At 39.6% G+C, this 19733-nt stretch carries 13 protein-coding genes and 3 tRNA genes; 7 read left to right on the forward strand and 9 right to left on the reverse strand.

Going from position 1 to position 19733, the window contains the following annotated elements; all coding sequences use genetic code 11:
* Positions 1-49: 49 nt before the first annotated feature.
* From htpG to KSX81_RS23690, 5 genes are all read left to right on the forward strand, one after another.
* Positions 50-2095, forward strand: coding sequence for a molecular chaperone HtpG (gene htpG / locus KSX81_RS23670; RefSeq protein ID WP_004295963.1), 2046 nt, complete (start codon positions 50-52; stop codon positions 2093-2095).
* 171 nt (positions 2096-2266) lie between these two features.
* Positions 2267-4564, forward strand: a complete 2298-nt coding sequence (locus tag KSX81_RS23675; protein WP_004306064.1) for a patatin-like phospholipase family protein — start codon at positions 2267-2269, stop codon at positions 4562-4564.
* A 79-nt stretch (positions 4565-4643) separates the two neighbouring features.
* A tRNA-Arg gene (locus tag KSX81_RS23680) sits at positions 4644-4717 on the forward strand.
* Positions 4718-4737: 20 nt separating this feature from the next.
* A tRNA-Arg gene (locus KSX81_RS23685) sits at positions 4738-4811 on the forward strand.
* A gap of 29 nt (positions 4812-4840) precedes the next feature.
* A tRNA-Arg gene (locus tag KSX81_RS23690) sits at positions 4841-4914 on the forward strand.
* A 530-nt stretch (positions 4915-5444) separates the two neighbouring features.
* Here KSX81_RS23690 and dapA read toward each other — a convergent pair.
* Complete coding sequence (gene dapA, locus KSX81_RS23695) at positions 5445-6338, reverse strand: 4-hydroxy-tetrahydrodipicolinate synthase (protein WP_004303039.1); 894 nt, start codon at positions 6336-6338, stop codon at positions 5445-5447.
* A gap of 59 nt (positions 6339-6397) precedes the next feature.
* Complete coding sequence (ligA, locus tag KSX81_RS23700) at positions 6398-8398, reverse strand: NAD-dependent DNA ligase LigA (protein WP_217726163.1); 2001 nt, start codon at positions 8396-8398, stop codon at positions 6398-6400.
* Between the two features lie 75 nt (positions 8399-8473).
* Here ligA and trmD point away from each other — a divergent pair, with 75 nt between their 5' ends.
* Entirely contained in the window at positions 8474-9151 is a 678-nt protein-coding gene (gene trmD / locus KSX81_RS23705) for a tRNA (guanosine(37)-N1)-methyltransferase TrmD (RefSeq protein WP_004295953.1), read from the forward strand.
* Positions 9152-9367: 216 nt separating this feature from the next.
* On the opposite strand, the gene KSX81_RS23710 is transcribed toward trmD, so the two are convergent.
* From KSX81_RS23710 to KSX81_RS23730, 5 genes are all read right to left on the reverse strand, one after another.
* On the reverse strand, positions 9368-10279 hold the full coding sequence (locus tag KSX81_RS23710; protein ID WP_217726162.1) for a dihydroorotate dehydrogenase: 912 nt from the start codon (positions 10277-10279) through the stop codon (positions 9368-9370).
* Positions 10267-11043 (reverse strand): dihydroorotate dehydrogenase electron transfer subunit, encoded by a 777-nt coding sequence (locus KSX81_RS23715; RefSeq protein ID WP_004295951.1) that lies wholly within the window; start codon positions 11041-11043, stop codon positions 10267-10269. The genes KSX81_RS23710 and KSX81_RS23715 overlap by 13 nt, the downstream gene beginning before the upstream one ends.
* A 76-nt stretch (positions 11044-11119) precedes the next feature.
* On the reverse strand, positions 11120-11590 hold the full coding sequence (locus KSX81_RS23720; protein WP_004295950.1) for a helix-turn-helix domain-containing protein: 471 nt from the start codon (positions 11588-11590) through the stop codon (positions 11120-11122).
* Positions 11591-12799: 1209 nt separating this feature from the next.
* Positions 12800-13819, reverse strand: coding sequence for a DNA polymerase III subunit delta (gene holA, locus KSX81_RS23725; protein ID WP_217725919.1), 1020 nt, complete (start codon positions 13817-13819; stop codon positions 12800-12802).
* A gap of 23 nt (positions 13820-13842) precedes the next feature.
* The gene (locus KSX81_RS23730; RefSeq protein WP_004303046.1) at positions 13843-14619 is read right to left on the reverse strand and encodes an AMP nucleosidase; all 777 of its coding nucleotides are present in this window, start codon (positions 14617-14619) and stop codon (positions 13843-13845) included.
* Positions 14620-14682: 63 nt separating this feature from the next.
* Between KSX81_RS23730 and KSX81_RS23735 the strand changes: the two genes are divergently transcribed.
* Positions 14683-15132 (forward strand): type I restriction enzyme HsdR N-terminal domain-containing protein, encoded by a 450-nt coding sequence (locus tag KSX81_RS23735; protein WP_004295946.1) that lies wholly within the window; start codon positions 14683-14685, stop codon positions 15130-15132.
* Positions 15133-15304: 172 nt separating this feature from the next.
* On the opposite strand, the gene KSX81_RS23740 is transcribed toward KSX81_RS23735, so the two are convergent.
* Both KSX81_RS23740 and KSX81_RS23745 read right to left on the reverse strand, forming a co-directional pair.
* Positions 15305-18454, reverse strand: a complete 3150-nt coding sequence (locus tag KSX81_RS23740) for an efflux RND transporter permease subunit (protein WP_004295945.1) — start codon at positions 18452-18454, stop codon at positions 15305-15307.
* A gap of 140 nt (positions 18455-18594) precedes the next feature.
* Positions 18595-19728, reverse strand: a complete 1134-nt coding sequence (locus KSX81_RS23745) for an efflux RND transporter periplasmic adaptor subunit (RefSeq protein WP_004295944.1) — start codon at positions 19726-19728, stop codon at positions 18595-18597.
* Positions 19729-19733 lie beyond the last annotated feature (5 nt).

Below are 19733 nucleotides of genomic sequence, written 5' to 3' on the forward strand. Positions count from 1 at the left end.
AATATCAATTAAAATTAATCAATAGATAAACTAAAAAAATATACGTATTATGCAAAAAGGTAATATTGGGGTTACAACAGAAAACATTTTCCCTATCATTAAAAAGTTTTTGTACAGTGACCATGAGATTTTTCTGCGCGAGTTAGTATCCAATGCGGTAGATGCCACTCAGAAGCTGAATACGCTTGCTTCTATTGGCGAATTCAAAGGTGAACTGGGTGACTTAACTGTTCACGTTGAATTAGGCAAAGATACTATTACCATTTCTGACCGTGGTATCGGTTTGACTGCAGAAGAAATAGAGAAGTACATCAATCAAATAGCTTTCTCTGGAGCTAATGACTTCCTGGAGAAGTATAAGAACGATGCAAATGCCATTATCGGACATTTCGGACTTGGCTTCTACTCTGCCTTTATGGTTGCAAAGAAAGTGGAGATTATCACTAAATCATACAGAGACGATGCAAAAGCCGTAAAATGGACTTGTGATGGCAGCCCTGAATTCACTATTGAAGAAATAGAAAAAGCCGACCGTGGATCAGATATCATCTTATACATTGATGACGACTGCAAAGAATTCCTCGAAGAAGCACGTATCTCCGAACTTCTGAAGAAATATTGCAGCTTCCTTCCTGTTCCTATTGCATTTGGAAAAAAGAAAGAATGGAAAGACGGCAAACAGGTAGAAACGGCTGAAGATAATATAATCAATGACACCACTCCTTTGTGGACACGCAAACCTAGCGAACTTTCGGATGAAGATTACAAATCATTCTATAGCAAGCTATATCCGATGTCTGATGAACCACTCTTCTGGATTCACCTGAATGTGGATTATCCATTCCATCTGACTGGTATCCTCTACTTCCCGAAGGTAAAGAGCAATATTGAATTAAATAAGAACAAGATTCAGTTATATTGCAATCAAGTATATGTAACAGACTCTGTTGAAGGCATTGTGCCGGACTTCCTGACTTTGTTACATGGAGTAATAGATTCTCCGGATATTCCGTTGAACGTTTCCCGTTCATACTTGCAAAGCGACTCAAACGTGAAGAAGATTTCAACTTATATCACCAAGAAAGTTTCCGACCGTTTACAGTCTATATTCAAGAATGATCGTAAGCAGTTTGAAGAAAAGTGGAACGACTTGAAAATATTTATCAATTATGGAATGCTCACACAAGAGGATTTCTATGATAAAGCGCAAAAATTCGCCCTTTTCACCGATATAAATGACAAACATTACACATTCGAGGAATATCAGACCCTTATTAAAGATAACCAGACAGACAAAGATGGAAATCTAATCTATCTGTATGCAAATAACAAGGACGAACAATACAGCTATATTGAGGCTGCAACCAATAAAGGCTATAATGTCTTGCTCATGGATGGCCAGTTAGATGTAGCTATGGTAAGTATGTTGGAGCAAAAGCTTGAGAAATCCCGTTTCACCCGTGTAGACAGTGATGTTGTTGACAATCTGATTGTAAAAGAAGACAAGAAAGGTGAAACTCTGGAAGCCAGCAAACAAGATGCAATCACAACAGCCTTCAAGAGCCAATTGCCTAAAATGGATAAGGTTGAATTCAATGTGATGACGCAAGCGTTGGGAGAAAATTCGGCTCCGGTCATGATTACTCAAAGCGAATATATGCGTCGTATGAAAGAAATGGCAAATATTCAAGCCGGAATGAGCTTCTACGGCGAAATGCCTGACATGTTCAATCTGATCCTGAATTCAGACCACAAGTTGATAAAACAAGTATTGAATGAAGAAGAGAATGCCTGTCAAGCAGAAGTAGCTCCGATACTCTCCGAAATGGATAACGTCAACAAACAACGTAATGAGTTGAAAGACAAACAGAAGGATAAAAAGGAAGAAGACATCCCAACAGCTGAAAAAGATGAATTAAACGATCTCGACAAGAAGTGGGATGATCTGAAAAGCAAGAAAGAAGCTATCTTTATCGGCTATGCAAGCAATAACAAAGTTATCCGCCAGCTTATCGATCTGGCCTTACTTCAAAACAATATGTTAAGAGGTGAAGCTTTGAATAACTTCGTAAAACGTAGCATTGAGCTGATTTAATATCGCCCCTTTAAACATTACACATACTTCAAGAAAGAGCATTCAACGTTAAATACACGTTGTAATGCTCTTTTTCAATTTAAAACGATCGGCAAAATATCGATTAATTGAAAAGTATTGTATATATTTGAACACTTAATAGACAAAAAATTCAATTGTTTGATTTGGGTTATGAGAAAGATTTTTTTAGTGTTCATTACTTTATGGCTGATTATCCCGGCTATCCATGCCCAAAAAGTAGGACTTGTATTAAGCGGTGGTGGCGCCAAAGGAATGACGCACATCGGCATCATTCGCGCATTGGAAGAAAACAACATCCCTATTGACTACATTGCTGGTACTTCCATGGGAGCCATTATCGGCTCCTTGTATGCCATGGGATACTCTCCTGACGACATGGTAGAACTGCTCAAATCGGAGGACTTTAAACGATGGTATTCCGGAGAAGTGGAAGAGAAATACGTATATCATTTCAAAAAGAATCTTCCCACTCCCGAATTTTTCAATATTCGTTTTTCATTCAAAGATTCACTGAAGAGTTTAAAACCTCAATTCCTGCCTACCAGTGTTGTCAACCCGATTCAAATGAATCTCGTGTTTGTTGACCTATATGCACGTGCTACGGCCGCTTGTAAGGGAGATTTTGATAAACTTTTTGTTCCTTTCCGTTGCATTGCGTCCGATGTGTACAATAAAAAACAGTTAGTCATGAAGGAAGGAGATTTAGGAGATGCCGTCAGAGCTTCCATGAGCTTCCCTTTCATGTTTAAACCCATTGAAATAGACAATGTACTGGCCTACGATGGAGGTATCTATAATAACTTTCCCACGGACGTCATGAGAGATGATTTTCATCCGGATGTCATTATAGGAAGCGTTGTATCCACCAATCCCACTAAACCCAAGGAAAATGACCTCATGAGTCAAATTGAGAATATGGTGATGCAGAAAACCGACTATTCTATTCCGGACTCTATGGGGATTTTAATGACGTTCAAATATGACAACGTCAATCTGATGGATTTTCAACGCATCGACGAATTACATGATATAGGATATAATCGAACCATCAGCATGATGGATTCTATCAAAAGCCGTATCCATCGGCGTGTGAATCTGGACAATATTCGTTTAAGGAGAATGGTATACCGTAGTAATTTCCCGGAACTACGTTTTAAAAATATCATCATTGATGGAGCTAATCCACAACAACAGGCATATATGAAGAAAGAATTTCATAAGTCGGATAACAAAGAATTCACCTATGAAGATTTAAAGCAAGGTTATTTTCGATTGCTATCAGATAAAATGATTTCAGAAATCATACCGCATGCAATTTATAATCCGGAAGATGACACCTATGATCTGCATTTAAAAGTCAAACTGGAAAACAACTTTGCTGTACGGCTGGGAGGTAACATATCCACCTCCAATTCGAATCAGATCTACCTGGGACTTAGTTATCAGGACTTAAACTACTATGCCAAAGAGTTTATTCTTGACGGGCAACTTGGAAAGGTATATAACAACGTGCAATTTATGGCAAAAATAGACTTTGCCACTGCCATTCCTACCTCGTATCGTCTTATAGGTTCGATCAGTACTTTCGACTATTTTAAGAAGGACAAACTTTTTTCGCGAAATAACAAACCGGCCTTTAACCAGAAAGACGAACGTTTCTTGAAATTACAGGTTGGATTACCTTTCCTTTCGAGCAAGCGAGCAGAGTTTGGAGTAGGAATTGCAAGAATAGAGGATAAATATTTTCAAAAAAGTGTCATTGACTTCGGAAATGACAAATTTGATAAAAGCCGCTATGATTTATTTGGTGGATCAATTAGTTTTAATGGAAGTACTCTTAATTCCAAACAATATCCTACACGTGGATACAGAGAAGCCCTTGTAGCCCAGATTTTCGTTGGAAAAGAACGATTCTATCCGGGCGAAGGAAGTACGACCAGTAACAACAAAGATCATCACTCCTGGCTGCAATTATCTTATATGAAAGAGAAATATCATAATATGAGTGAACATTGGGTTTTAGGATGGTATTTGAAAGCCCTGTATGCCTCCAAAAACTTCTCCGAGAACTATACGGCCACAATGATGCAAGCTGGAGAGTTTTCTCCTACATTACATAGCAAATTGACTTACAACGAAGCCTTTCGTGCCAATCAATTTGTCGGAGCCGGCATTCGGCCTATTTACCGTTTAAGCCAGATGTTCCATCTTCGGGGAGAATTTTATGGTTTTATGCCTATTTATCCAATCGAAAAAAACTCGTTGAATAAAGCATATTACGGAAAAGCTTTCTCCAAGTTTGAATATTTAGGAGAAATTTCTGTTGTATGTCAATTGCCTTTTGGAGATATCTCTGCATATATAAATCATTATAGCTCACCGAAAAGGGAGTGGAATGTCGGACTAAGTATAGGTTTACAACTATTCAATTATCGGTTCATAGAATAATTTTCTACAAAAAAAGTCGGTGAAAAGCTTGCTAATTCGGGAAAAGTCCGTATCTTTGCACCCGTTAAAACAAAATAACGGTCGCGTAGCTCAACTGAATAGAGTAGCTGACTACGGATCAGCCGGTTACAGGTTTGAATCCTGTCGCGATCACTTTTTTGAATTAACAGAATGGCCGCGTAGCTCAACTGAATAGAGTAGCTGACTACGGATCAGCCGGTTACAGGTTTGAATCCTGTCGCGGTCACTGAAAAATTTACAAGTTATATTATTTGAGGTCGCGTAGCTCAACTGAATAGAGTAGCTGACTACGGATCAGCCGGTTACAGGTTTGAATCCTGTCGCGATCACGAAATCCTCTGCATTTGATGCGGAGGATTTTTATTTTCTCCCATTTCATCGAAGAAATTAGCTATAACTAAACTAAAAAGATTCAAAAGTCAGTCATTATAAACAAGCGATACATCCCCTCATATCTTTTATTTTCAATTCCCTCTTCACCTTCACCTTTCTTCCGGGCTCCCTATAAATAAGTCGTTTACGGGTGAAGGGCAACTCTTACACAGCCTTTTTCACCTGTTTGGAAATGAAATATGTCACAATGGCTATTAGAATTTCTTATCAAGCCCTCAAATAGCTATGCTTTAGATAGGCTAAAGCATAGCTATCCGTTCCCTAAAGCTATGCTTTAGGAAGGTGAAAAACCTGTATCGAAAAACGTAATTAATAAGAAATATAACCCTTTCACAATAGACAGCGGCTGTCTTAAAATAAATCATTGGCTGGTTTAAAATAAATATCCCAATGACTGAATTCAATCATTGGGATATTTATTTTAAACACTTAGATGTTTATTATGAATTCCTCGCTGAAGAAGGCATCAACATTTAATATTCAACTCATTCAAAACCTTGCGTATTGCCTCAAATGTGGTAATGCGAGTAGGAACTAGTGGCAACCGAAGTTTATTCTCGATCATACCCATGGCATTCAACATTGATTTTACTCCTGCCGGATTTCCATCAACAAACAATAAATTGAATAATTCCGTGAATCGATGGTGAATGGTTAATGCATTGGCAAAGTCTCCTTGAAGCGCCAGGCGCGTCATACGGCTAAATTCACGAGGAAAAGCATTACCGATTACTGAAATCACACCAACGGCTCCCAATGTAATAAGCGGAAAGGTTATACCATCATCTCCGGAGATTACATTGAAATTTTCCGGTTTATTTTTAATAATATCATCCATTTGCGTAATATTGCCGGATGCTTCTTTAATAGCAACTACATTCTTAAAATCGCGGGCAATCCGCAAAGTAGTTTCAGCAGTCATATTTACCCCCGTACGTCCCGGAACATTATACAATACGATGGGGAGCTCCGTAGCTTCCGCAATCGCTTTATAATGCTGATAAATACCTTCTTGAGAAGGTTTATTATAATACGGCACAACAGACAATATGGCATCAACTCCTGTGAAATCATCATTTTTCAATGTTTCTACAATAGCACGAGTATTATTACCACCTACACCCAACAGAATAGGAATTCTTCCGTTAACGCGGTCAATTACCATCTTTTTTATAGTTTTCTTTTCTTCCTCGGTCAGAGTCGGTGTTTCAGCTGTAGTCCCCAGCACACACAAGAAATCCGCATTATTCTGTAATAGATAGTCCACCATACGCATCAACGCGTCATAGTCAACGCTCTCATCCTCTTTGAAAGGAGTAATCAGTGCTACCCCCATTCCTTTCAATTTAGTCTGTATCATGAGTTTTAATTATAATCTCTAATTTATTTAGCCGCAAAAGTACGAATATTTTTCTTATCTTACGATATAAGTTTCAGAAATTCGTCTTCGCTTAATATGGTTATTCCAAGTTTTTTTGCTTTTTCAAGCTTTGCAGGTCCCATATTGTCCCCAGCCAGTATAAAACTTGTTTTCGCAGAAATGCTTCCTACATTTTTCCCTCCGTTTTTCTCGATAAGCTCTTTATATTCGTCACGTGAATGATGAACAAACACACCGCTGATAACGATAGACTGGCCCGCTAACTTATCCGTATATCCGCTTAAATCTTCTTCGGTGCGATAAAGCTGCAGTCCGGCCTCTTTTAGCTTGGCAACTAACTCACGATTAGACTCATTCGCAAAATATGCAAGTATACTCTGGGCTATTTTTTCTCCGATTTCATCGATACTTACCAATTTTTCAAGATCTGCCTGTTGCAGATCATCTATATTCTCAAACGATTTTGCTATCTTTTTGGCCACAGTCTCACCAACAAAACGAATTCCCAAAGCAAAAATAACACGCTCGAAAGGAACGGTTTTGCTTTGTGCAATCCCCGTTATAATGTTCTCCGCCGATTTTTCTCCCATACGATCCAAACCTTTGATATCATCAGCTGTGAGTTTATATAAGTCGGCCGTATTTTTAATTAATCCCAAACGATAGAACATATCCACGGTTTCCGGTCCCAATCCATCAATATTCATAGCCTTTCGACTAATAAAATGCTCGATTTTGCCTTTGATTTGAGGAGGACACGCTGTTTCATTGGGGCAATAATGAGCGGCTTCCCCTTCATACCTGACTAATTTACTACCACATTCGGGACAATTGACGATGAATCGAACCTTCTCCCCAAGCATAAAACTACGTGCATCTTTATCTACTCCCGTAATCTTAGGAATAATTTCACCACCTTTTTCCACATAAACCATGTCTCCGATATGCAAATCAAGTCCTTCGATGATATCTGCATTATGTAAGGATGCACGTTTTACGACAGTTCCCGAAAGCTGTACAGGGTCCAGATTAGCTACCGGAGTGACTGCTCCGGTTCTTCCTACCTGATAGGTCACCTTATTCAATCGGGTCAATGCACGTTCTGCCTGGAATTTATAGGCAATAGCCCATCGAGGAGACTTAGCCGTAAAACCCAAATTTTTCTGTTGTCTCAAACTGTTCACCTTCAAAACAATCCCATCAGTGGCAACCGGTAGATTTTTACGTTCTACATCCCAATAGTTGATAAATTCAAAGACCTCCTCCAATGTCTGGCACTTACGCGTCAAATCAGAGATTTTAAAGCCCCATTTTGCCGCTTCCTGAAGATTTTCATAATGTCCGTCACAAGGCAGATTATCTCCCAATAAATAATATAAATAAGCATCCAGCTTGCGAGAAGCTACAATAGAAGAATTTTGCAACTTCAATGTACCGGACGCCGCATTTCTTGGATTGGCAAAAAGCGGTTCTTCACGCGCCTTTTTTTCCCGGTTCAACTCTTCAAACACTTCCCATGGCATAAGAATTTCCCCACGTATCTCAAAAGAAGCGGGATAATTATCACCATGTAATACAAGCGGAATAGAACGGATTGTTTTCACATTATCCGTCACATCATCGCCTTTTTCTCCATCTCCACGGGTGACGGCACGAACCAACTTCCCATTTTCATAGGTCAACGAAATAGAAGTACCGTCATATTTCATTTCACAACAAATCTCGAAATCCTCATTTAGCGCTTTACGGACACGATCGTAGAAGTCCGTCACTTCCGCCTCCGAATATGTATTTGCCAATGACAGCATAGGATATTTATGAGCCACTTGCGTAAAATTCTTGTTCAAGTCGCTCCCCACGCGCATAGTGGGTGAATTTTCATCTTTATATTCCGGATGTGCTTGTTCCAAATCCTGAAGTTCACGCATCTTATCGTCAAACTCTTTATCCGAGATTTCAGGAGCATTCAACACATAATAATTATAATTATGCCGATGAAGTTCGGCACGCAATTCCTCTATTTTTTCTTTTATATCCATATTTCTTCGATTGTTTAAGGCAAAAATACATGTTTATCTTTGAATATTTGTACTTTTGCGAAAAATTAAAAGATTATGCGCATTGATATTATAACAGTTTTACCCGAAATGATTGAAGGTTTCTTCAATTGTTCTATCATGAAACGAGCTCAAGATAAAGGACTTGCAGAAATACACATTCACAATTTACGTGATTACACCGAAGATAAATATCGTCGTGTCGATGATTATCCTTTTGGAGGATTTGCCGGAATGGTGATGAAAATAGAACCTATCGAACGCTGCATCAATGCTCTAAAGGCAGAACGTGACTACGATGAAGTTATCTTCACGACCCCTGACGGAGAACAATTCAACCAACCGATGGCCAACACTCTCTCTCTGGCACAGAATCTCATTATTCTTTGCGGACACTTTAAAGGCATCGATTACCGTATTCGCGAACATCTGATTACTAAAGAAATCAGTATCGGCGATTATGTATTAACAGGAGGAGAACTAGCAGCAGCAGTGATGGCAGATGCTATCGTACGTATCATTCCCGGAGTCATCTCCGATGAACAATCCGCACTTTCCGATTCTTTCCAGGATAATTTGCTGGCAGCACCTGTATATACACGACCTGCTGATTATAAAGGCTGGAAAGTTCCCGATATTCTATTATCCGGGCATGAAGCAAAGATCAAAGAATGGGAACTGCAACAGTCCCTGGAACGCACCAGAAAACTTCGTCCCGACCTATTAGGGGAGTAAAATAAAGTGTAAATAAAAACGACGATGAAGATTACGTAAATCCTCACCGTCGTTTTTATTTTATCTTCAATCTAAAGATTCTGTCCGTAGACAATTCCTCTAAACACGAACTTCTTTTTCATCTGCCACTACCTGCCTGTTTATCCTTTCTTTATTTAAAAGAGAAATAGCATTTTTCTTGCAGACTTAACGCGAAGGGTTATTGTATGTTTTCAATTATACCTCAAGCGCACCAATTATTTCCTTTACAGACTTACATCCGTGTCTTTCCAGGTAATTATTTATACCATCTTCCACTTTAATAGTCACAGCAGGATCTATGAAATTTGCCGTACCAATTTGGATGGCCGTCGCACCTGCAAGCATGAATTCAACAGCATCTTTCCAGTCCATAATACCTCCCAATCCAATGACAGGAATATTTACCGCCTTGGCAACTTGCCATACCATACGTAATGCGATAGGTTTTACGGCTGCTCCCGACATTCCGCCTGTTATAGTTGACAAAATAGGGCGTTTACGTTCCGCATCAATCGCCATACCCAGCAATGTATTGATTAATGACACGCTATCCGCACCACTTTCTTCTGCTGCACGAGCTATTTCAGTGATGTCCGTAACGTTCGGGGAGAGTTTTACGATAAGTGTCTTTTTGTAAGCTGAACGCACTGCTTTTACTACTTCTGACGCCCCTTTTGCTGACACACCAAAAGCCATACCACCTTGCTTTACATTAGGGCAAGAGATGTTTAGCTCTATAGCAGGAATTTTGTCAAGTTCATTAATGATTTCAGCTGTTTTTACATAATCTTCGATGGCAGATCCCGAAACGTTTACAATCATATTCGTTTGGATGTCTTTTATACGGAGATATATATGCTCCACAAAGTAATCAACACCCTTATTTTGCAGTCCTACAGCGTTTAACATCCCAGAAGGAGTCTCTGCCATACGCGGATAAGGGTTTCCTTCACGTTTGTGAAGAGTAGTTCCTTTTACAATAATACCACCTATTCGCGCTATATCAATGAAGTCGGAGAACTCTTCACCATATCCAAATGTACCAGATGCTGTCATCACCGGGTTTTTCATTTGTAATTCACCAATGTTTACACTTAAATCTGCCATAGTAGTTTATTTATATTAAAAACAGGACCTTCTTTACATACACACAAATGACCTTCTGTCGTATTTTCCACACAACATAAGCATGCTCCGATACCACAAGCCATTGTATTTTCCAAAGATACTTCACATTCTATCTGATTACTTTTGGCATATTTTGCCACAGCCACCATCATCGGTTTGGGACCACAAGTGTAAATCTGCTCAAATCGTACCTTATTTAATATAGAATGTTGGGTAACATATCCTTTTTCTCCATGGCTACCATCTTCCGTGGTGGTATATACCTCTCCATATTTGGCAAACTCTTCCAGCTGCAACAGATCTTTGTCGCTACGGGCACCTAACAGGAACGTAGGTTTATGGCCTTTTTTAGCCAACTGCTCACCTAAATAAAGCATAGGGGCTGTTCCGACACCTCCACCAACTAATAAGAGCTTATCAGAAGCCTCCAGAGGCATTGTATATGCATTTCCCAGTGGAAGCACTACATTTATTGTTTCACCGGGATTAACCTCTGCCAAACGTCTTGTTCCATCACCAACCAGCTGGATCAGAAACCAGACCTCATTTCGCTGTTTATCTACAAAATTAATAGAAATGGGACGCCGTAAGAATGTAGTAGGCGAACCGTCCACCCGGAGTTCGGCAAACTGCCCAGGTAACATTTCGGGCAGTAATGACTGAGAGGTCAATTTTAGCAATACATAGTTTGCATTCAATCTGATATTCTCGGTCACTGTCAGATCTAAAATAAATTTCTTCATGTATGGATATAAAAGTATAAATTCGTATTCCGGGTGCAAAGATACAGGAAATTGCTCAAACCACCGATTTTACTCTTCATTTTTCAGGTCGAAACGTCTCATAGGTATTATCATCGAAAAATATTCTTATTTCCGTGATTTTCCTGGCAGGCTTTTCTATATACCTAATCTCCTGTTTTACAATCTCTTTGGGGGCATTTTCGGCGTTTCTTAACGGCGTTTCCTTGCGATTTTCCGGAAGAGTCGGTTCTTTGGACGGATTTACGGGATTCTCGTCGAATAAAGAAGGCAGATAATCGTGATTAGAAGAAGAAAAGGAAGTTCCTTCTTCAGACACCATCATTTCGCCCTTACCATAAAGCAACCATTCAAGATTTACATAGTCATACTTTTGATGAACCTTCATAACGACCTCTAAGCTGGGTTTATTCCGATCATTTAAAATATGAGAGAGAGTAGATTGTTGCACTCCAATTGTTTCAGCAAAAACTCTAGGAGGAACTTTTTCTCTTTCCATTATCATTCTGATTCTGTCTTTTATTTCCATACTACCTTCTTTTTATTACAATTGTATGTGTTATGTACCTATTTCACAAAAATACGCACTATCTCATTGATTATACAAAGGTAAATAATTAGATTCACAAAAGCAAATTACAAATATAAAAATATTAATATTACAAAAGTGTATTATATTATACAAATCGAATATTACGCTTGTATATAGAATAAAACGAGTTATTATAAGCATATAGATTTAGTTTAAGTATATATCATAAAACACAGATATACAACCATATATATAACACAAATGAAACTCAAATAGAGACATTCACAAATATACATACCACATATAGAAGGCTCTTATAGCACTGATTGATATAATAAACTGTATAATCTTGATTTATAATAAGATAATAGAGATAAAAGTATTTGTTAATGCCTGAAAAACTACATTTGTATATAGGGTATTATTTTTGTAAATGCATAAATATATTATTGTAAACACCATCTTTTGATTACATTTGGAATTCATTCACATAAATATACGACACATTTGTAACCACATAAATACACAAAAGTAAATATTGATAGTTGCAAAAGCAATAAAAGGAAGGGATCAACTCATACTTTACCAATGTATATTGCTATTTTTTTCTAATCATCCTTTACAATCTTCTCTAAAAAGAGAATCCTTGCAATATTTCCGTACCGATTCCACTTATTTATTTTTTTTCAATTCTAGGAAGCTCATTTTTAGCATAAACAAATGAAATACAAATACTTACCCCTATAATTCAGATTCTATTTTTCTATTAAACTAGAAAAAATAGGCTTATAGTAATCAAAAATACTCTGGATTATCAAAATGACACTAATGGATGATTTTAGAGAAAAGAAAAAATCTCCATTCTCACTATAAAACGATACCTTTAAAATCCAAAATGCTTTTTTGATAAACTCAAGAATAAGTAAACTTTTCTCGTTTAAAAATTAAAGCTCCTATTTAAAAGAAAAAGTTTCCTTGAAGATAGATCAATACAAAATTCTAAAAATATACTTTGTGTAGTTCGTTAAATGGGTAACTCTATAAAACTACAAAAGGAGTAAATCTATTTGTAAAATAATCACTGGCATTGTGAAAGTCTTTTTTATAATGGAAGTAATTGCGGGAATACAAAAAAAGACATATACTTCCCGTTTCTATCTACGGTAAAAGTATATGTCTGATTATATAGGTAATTCTTAATCCTACTTAATGCAAAATTTTGAACACTAATTCACGAAGAATATCTCCATCTGTCATAGAACTATTTTGGACTCCTTTGGATTTTGCATCAGCATATCGTATTTCTCCAACAATCTGCATCGTCTTTACTCCGCTATATTTTCGCATTGCTGCCATATAATCCCGGGCCTGCCAGGGAGTTCTTAGTCCTAGCATATTTGCGATCCCTTGCTCTGATTTATCCGGTGCATAATAAGCCAACATTAGATTGGAGTAAAAGCTGAATAATAAAGACAGCGTCATTTGGATTGGGTTAGTTTTCGGATTTTCCTCAAAATATTTTATTATCTTATTTGCTTTCAATATATCCTTTTCCACTAAAGCACTGCGCAATTCAAAGTTATTATAATCTTTGCTTATGCCTATGTTTTTTTCTATCTGTTCAGGAGTTACGCGTTTTTGCCCGGCAGGTAAAGTGATAATCAACTTTTCAAGTTCTCCGGTCAGACGACTCAAATCTGAACCTACAAAATCAGCAAGCATAACAGTTGCTTTAGGTTCCATATCAACTCCTTTCCGTTTCATATATGAAGCTATAAAACCGGGAAGTTGTGCATCCTTTATTTTTTTAGATTCAAACAGTACACCAACTTTGTCCACCTCGGCAGCCAGCTTCTTTCTACGATCCAACGTTCCATGCTTATGGCATATCACTAAAATGGTGGAAAGCAAAGGCTTTTGAAGATAATACGACAACTCTTCCATATTACGTACCGCCTGTGCTTCCTTAACTACTACTACTTGGTGTTCCGACATCATGGGATAACGCTTTGCAGCATTTATAATCGTTGCCACATCCACATCAGCCCCATACACAACAGTCAGGTTGAATTCTTTTTCCGTCTCACTCAACACATTATCCGTTATGTAATCTGCAATCAAGTCGATATAATACGACTCTTCTCCCATCAGGTAATAGATAGGGCGATACTGCTTTGCTCTCAATTCCTTGAGGATGTCATCACAGGTCAGTTCTTGTCTTGCCATATATAATTTTCAGAAAGACCGGATTACCAGTCGAATTTCAAGTGTTTAACAGTTTTCTTTTCATCAATAATCATGCGCAAAGAAGCAATACCAATTTCAACATGCTCTTCTACATAATTTCTGGTAACCAAATTATCACTTCTATCTGTTTTTACTCCGTCGGGGGTCATTGGCTGATCGGACACTAATAATAATGCGCCGGTAGGAATATGATTGGCAAAGCCACAACTGAACAAAGTTGCAGTTTCCATATCAACTGCCATAGCCCGGGTCTTTTTCAGATATTCTTTGAATACATCATCATGTTCCCAGATACGGCGGTTGGTGGTATATACGGTACCAGTCCAATAGTCACGGCCTTTGTCACGGATGGATGAAGAAACGGCACGCTGCAACATAAATGCAGGTAATGCAGGAACTTCGGGAGGAAAATAATCGTTAGAAGTTCCCTCTCCACGGATAGCTGCAATAGGGAGAATCAAATCGCCAAGCTGATTTTTCTTGTCGATGCCACCACATTTTCCCAAAAACAAACAAGCCTTGGGTTGAATAGCTCCCAGCAAGTCCATGATGATGGCAGCGTTAGGACTTCCCATACCAAAGTTAATCATAGTGATGCCTTCGGCAGAAGCAGAAATCATATTTGCATCCCTTCCTAAGATGGGAACATTAAACTGATTTGCGAAAATCTCGACGTACTTGTTGAAGTTAGTCAACAGAATATACTCTCCAAAATCCTCCAGGTTACGTTTTGTGTAACGGGGCAGCCAATTAGCTACGATTTCTTCTTTTGTTTTCATAATTATCTATTAAATTTGTGCTCCCAATAATGGGAACCATTATTTAACTTACAAAAATAATAAATGTTATCGTTAAACCTACCAGTATTCGACACTAAAATAAACGTACGAAACGGAAAAAATGTAATTTTCGACGTAATTCGTAAACGATATGTCGCCCTTACCCCTGAAGAATGGGTACGGCAACACTTTGTTCACTTTCTTATTGCACACAAAGGATATCCGACTGCCCTTCTGGCCAATGAAGTAATGGTAAAGTTAAACGGTACTACCAAACGATGCGACACCGTACTTTATCGGAGGGATTTATCAGCCCGGATGATTGTGGAATATAAAGCACCACATATCGAAATTACACAGGCTGTTTTCGACCAAATCACCCGGTATAATATGGTACTGAAAGTAGATTATCTGATTGTCAGCAACGGAATGCAACATTATTGCTGCCGGATGGATTATGAAAACCAGAGTTATACGTTCCTCCAGGATATTCCAGATTACAAATCTTTATAAAAATGATCCGCTTCATTCGCCTTAAAAAACATACTTATCTGCAAGAATAAAATAGCGTCACTATCCGTTCAAGATAGTGACGCTATTTGCTTACTATGGTGACACCATCCCAAACAGATGGCGTCACTATACCAACTCCCCTTTCAGGTAGTCTTCAAACAGCCTTTTACTTCTATACGGCAACATCTTTCTCACTATCCTCATTTCCTTTCTTTTTGCTGAATCGCTCTTGCAATTTCTGCATGAATTCGTAGAAATTAGGAATATAAATGGTAGCCAATAAAGTGTTCATGGCCATACCAAATACCACAGCGGCACCCAATGCTATACGACTTTGTGCACCTGCACCGGTGGCGAATAACAAGGGCATCACTCCTAATACAAAAGCAAAAGAAGTCATCAGGATCGGACGCAAGCGGACATGCCCCGCTTCAAAGGCAGCTTCCCTAATTGAATTACCCTCGGCACGGAAATCACGGGCAAATTCCACAATCAAAATTCCGTTCTTTGCAGAAAGCGCAACCAACAGGATTATACCGATTTGCGTATAAATACTGACTGGAGTTCCCATAATCAGACAGCCAATCATGGCACCTAATAAGGCTACCGGCAATCCGATGACGGCTGCTACCGGGCTGGTCCAACTTTCATACTGTGCAGCAAGTACCAGAAAAGCAACAATTAACGCCATAATCAGAACAATGGTAGTCGTATTCCCAGCCTGGGTTTCCTGATAGGCAACGGAAGTCCATTCATACCCAAACTCATCTCCCAGCTGTTCCTTAAACAATGCTTCCACTTCTTGAATAGCCTGCCCGGTACTACTTCCCGGAGCAACATTACAAGTCAGAGAAGCAGTCGAGTACATATTATAGCGGTTAATCTGGTCTTGGCCTAACTGTTCCTCCACTTTGGTGAAAGAAGAAAAAGGCACCATCTCTCCTGCCGAATTCGGCACGCTTAGCTTCAAGACATCATCAATTACCCGCTGTGCTTGATCGCGTGCCTCAATCTTCACCTGGTAAATACGGCCGAATTCAACAAAATCATTCACATAAGCCGCTCCCATATAATAGCCCAATGTAGAGAAAACATCGTTCAAGGCAATTCCCATGAACTGGACTTTGTCACGGTCGATATTCAAGAAATATTGAGGAACATTTGCCTGATACTGACTGGATACAGATGCTAAAGCCGGTTTCGAGTGATAAGAAGCAAGCAAGGCATTGATGGCCTGCTGCATTTCCGTCGGCCCCAGATTACGCCGGTCTTCCAACTGAAGCTGTAAACCACCGGATGCACCCAACCCCGGAATAGCCGGAGGAACCATGGCAAACACTTCCGCAGCCTGAATAGTCATATACGCTTCACCATTAAAACGGTTGACTATGGCAGCAGCCGTATGCTCTTTCCCTTTCCTCTCACTCCAGTTTTTCAGTACCACAAAATAAGTTGCCGAGTTACTCTGTTCGCCACCACCCATGATAGAAAAGCCGGAAATACCAATATAATTCTTTACTTCCGGATAAGAATCCAGAATACCGTTTATCTTTTCTCCCACTGCTTGCGTACGCTCAAGGCTGGCGGCAGGCGGAAGTTGAACAACAGCAATAAAATATCCGTCATCCTCGTCCGGGATAAAAGTTGACGGCCAATGCATAAAAAGCAATAGAGCAATAACAGTCAAAGCGCCATAAGAAGCGAGAGCCATTCCCGGACGTTGAAGCAACCATTTGACAATTTTGTCATATACCCCTTGCGTCTTGTCATAAGCCTTATTGAAACCTTTATATATAAAGAAGTTAGAAGGCTTACTCTTTTCAAGAAACAGTGCGCAAAGTGCAGGAGTCAATGTCAACGAATTAAAACCGCTCAATACGGTAGAAGCGGCAATAGTCAGTGCAAACTGCTTATACAGCTGACCGGAAATTCCACTAATCATCATCGTCGGAATAAACACGGCAAGCAATACGAGAACCACCCCGACAATCGGGCCCGTGATCTCTCCCATCGCTTTTGTCACGGCTTCACGAGGTGAGTACTGCCCAGTTTCCAATAATCTCGAAGCGTTCTCCACCACCACTATCGCATCATCCACCACAATAGCAACTGCTAAAATCAGTCCGAACAATGTTAATGTGTTGATAGAGAAACCAAATACCGCCATTACGGCAAATGTACCGATCAACGATACCGGGATAGTAATACAAGGAATAATCACTGCCCGCCAATTCTGCAGGAACAAGAAAATAACGAGTATCACCAACAAAGTTGTTTCAAAGAAAGTAACCATCACTTCATCAATGGAAGCATGGATAACATCAGTCGTATCCAAAGTGACATTATAGGCCACTCCTGACGGGAAACTTTCTGCAAGTTCTTCCATCTTAGCTTTCACTCCTTTTGAAACATCCAGCGAATTGGACCCCGGTTGCTGGTAAATAGCAATAGCAGCCGTAGGTTTTCCATTCAATCGCGACACTACACTGTATGAAGCAGACCCCAAATCAATGCGTGCAATATCTTTCAGACGAAGCATCGCCCCGTCCTGCTCACGGCGGATAATAATATTCCCGAACTGTTCCGGAGATTTCAATCGTCCCTGAACATTCAACGTATACTGAAAAGCATTATTATTATCCTGTCCGATAGGCTGACCGATATATCCGGCAGATACTTCCACATTCTGCGACTGGATCGATTGATAGACTTGCTGCGGTGAAATATTCCGTATACGCATAGCCTCCGGATCGAGCCAGATGCGCATCGAATAGTCCCCTGCTCCCATCACATTCACAGCACCCACTCCGGGCACACGTGTCAGCTGGTCCACTAAATTCAATTTGGCATAATTAGTCAGATACAGGCTGTTGTACACAGAGTCCTGCGAAGTCATTGTCAAAAACATCACAATGTTTGAAGATTGTTTCTGCACAGTGACCCCTTGCACCACCACCGGTTCCGGCAGCGATGATTGTGCGATACTTACCCTATTTTGTACCTGCACAGTTGCCATATCGATGTTCGTACCAACAGCGAATGTAATAGTCAGAGAATATGCTCCCGAAGATGAAGAATTGGAAGACATATAAAGCATGCCGTCTACACCATTCACCTGCTGTTCGATAGGAATACCCACTGTTTGAGCAACAGTTTCAGCATTTGCCCCGGGATAAACCGCAGAGACCTGCACCGTTGGCGGTGTGATCTCCGGAAATTGCGCCACAGGTAATATATTGAGTGTGACCAGACCGGCTACTACAATAAGCAGGGCAAGGACAGTAGCAAATATCGGTCGGTTGATAAAAAACTTAGAAAACATAATGTATAGGTTTAAAAGCAGTCTCTCCACAACCTTCTCCCAAGGAGAGGGAGCAGAAAGTTACTTTTGTTAATTAATCGGTTTTAAGTACATCACCTTTATTGATTTCGTTTGTTAATCAATCAGTTATCCAAAAGACCTTATTTCCCTCTTTTGGGAAGGGAATCAGGAAGCGGCTTTACTTTCATTCCGTCTCTGACTTTCATCAAAGCCTCTGTGACATACTGTTCCTGCGGGGAAAGTCCACCCAATACCTGCCGTAAAGTGCCGTCGACCAACTGCCCTATTTCAATATGCCGGTAATGAACTATATTTGAATCATTTACAACATATAAGTATTTGCCTAACTGGTCAGTTCCGATAGAACCCTCTTTCACCAACACGGCATTTTTAGCTTCTCCATAAGGTAAAGTTATGCTTACATATAATCCGCTCTTCAATATCCCTTTCGGATTATCAAAATTGGCACGAACCATCAGTGTTCCTGTATTCACATCTACATTTGGTGAAAGATAATCGAGCGTAGCCGGATAACTTTCAGTTCCCCCCTTTCCCAGTTGAACCATTATTTTTTTAGGAAGATCAGTCGGTAACTGCTGGGTATCCATCGTCATTGCCAACCATTGATTATCAGCAACATTAAAGTAAGCATACATCTGATTATCCTTATAAATAGTAGCCAATGTGACTGGTTGCAACGAACCGCCTACATAACTTCCTATATCTACAGTCGCCTTACTGATGGTGCCGTCAAACGGTGCACGGACATAACAATATCCCAAGTTTGTACAGGCGGTGCTCAAAGCAGCTTCCGCGTTGCTGACAGCAGCAATACCCTCTTTCACAGAAGATTCAGCCTGAAGTACCTGTATCTGACTGACCGCATCACTCTTTACAGCCTCTTTCATACGGCTATAATTATTACGAGCATATTCCAATTGCGCCTGGGCAGTTTTCAGTTCTGCTTCTGCTTGCTCCACCTGATCTTTATATAAGGTTGGTTCGATGACAAACAACAGTTGCCCCTGTTTCACCCGTCCACCTGCGACATAAGAGGTAGACTGCAAGGTTCCGTTCACCCTGGCTACAAGATTCACCGTCTTTTCTGTTGTCAGATAACCCGGATAATCTTTCGTCAAAGTAATATTCTCCACTATGGGTTTGGTCACACTAATTTCCGGAGTTGGCACACCTCCCATTGCTCCTGTACTTTTCTTCTCCTTGCAACCCGTCAATATAGGCAGTGCAAGAAAGATATACATCAGTTTTTTCATATCTG

Origin of the sequence: Bacteroides sp. MSK.18.37 (assembly GCF_019129155.2) — a bacterium.
Taxonomy (GTDB): domain Bacteria; phylum Bacteroidota; class Bacteroidia; order Bacteroidales; family Bacteroidaceae; genus Bacteroides; species Bacteroides ovatus.

What these genes read in the sequence shown, in the direction of transcription:
- htpG (WP_004295963.1), top strand. Translation starts at nt 50, where the DNA reads ATGCAAAAAGGTAATATTGGGGTTACAACAGAAAACATTTTCCCTATC.
- KSX81_RS23675 (WP_004306064.1), top strand. Translation starts at nt 2,267, where the DNA reads ATGAGAAAGATTTTTTTAGTGTTCATTACTTTATGGCTGATTATCCCG.
- dapA (WP_004303039.1), bottom strand. Translation starts at nt 6,338, where the DNA reads ATGATACAGACTAAATTGAAAGGAATGGGGGTAGCACTGATTACTCCT.
- ligA (WP_217726163.1), bottom strand. Translation starts at nt 8,398, where the DNA reads ATGGATATAAAAGAAAAAATAGAGGAATTGCGTGCCGAACTTCATCGG.
- trmD (WP_004295953.1), top strand. Translation starts at nt 8,474, where the DNA reads ATGCGCATTGATATTATAACAGTTTTACCCGAAATGATTGAAGGTTTC.
- KSX81_RS23710 (WP_217726162.1), bottom strand. Translation starts at nt 10,279, where the DNA reads ATGGCAGATTTAAGTGTAAACATTGGTGAATTACAAATGAAAAACCCG.
- KSX81_RS23715 (WP_004295951.1), bottom strand. Translation starts at nt 11,043, where the DNA reads ATGAAGAAATTTATTTTAGATCTGACAGTGACCGAGAATATCAGATTG.
- KSX81_RS23720 (WP_004295950.1), bottom strand. Translation starts at nt 11,590, where the DNA reads ATGGAAATAAAAGACAGAATCAGAATGATAATGGAAAGAGAAAAAGTT.
- holA (WP_217725919.1), bottom strand. Translation starts at nt 13,819, where the DNA reads ATGGCAAGACAAGAACTGACCTGTGATGACATCCTCAAGGAATTGAGA.
- KSX81_RS23730 (WP_004303046.1), bottom strand. Translation starts at nt 14,619, where the DNA reads ATGAAAACAAAAGAAGAAATCGTAGCTAATTGGCTGCCCCGTTACACA.
- KSX81_RS23735 (WP_004295946.1), top strand. Translation starts at nt 14,683, where the DNA reads ATGTTATCGTTAAACCTACCAGTATTCGACACTAAAATAAACGTACGA.
- KSX81_RS23740 (WP_004295945.1), bottom strand. Translation starts at nt 18,454, where the DNA reads ATGTTTTCTAAGTTTTTTATCAACCGACCGATATTTGCTACTGTCCTT.
- KSX81_RS23745 (WP_004295944.1), bottom strand. Translation starts at nt 19,728, where the DNA reads ATGAAAAAACTGATGTATATCTTTCTTGCACTGCCTATATTGACGGGT.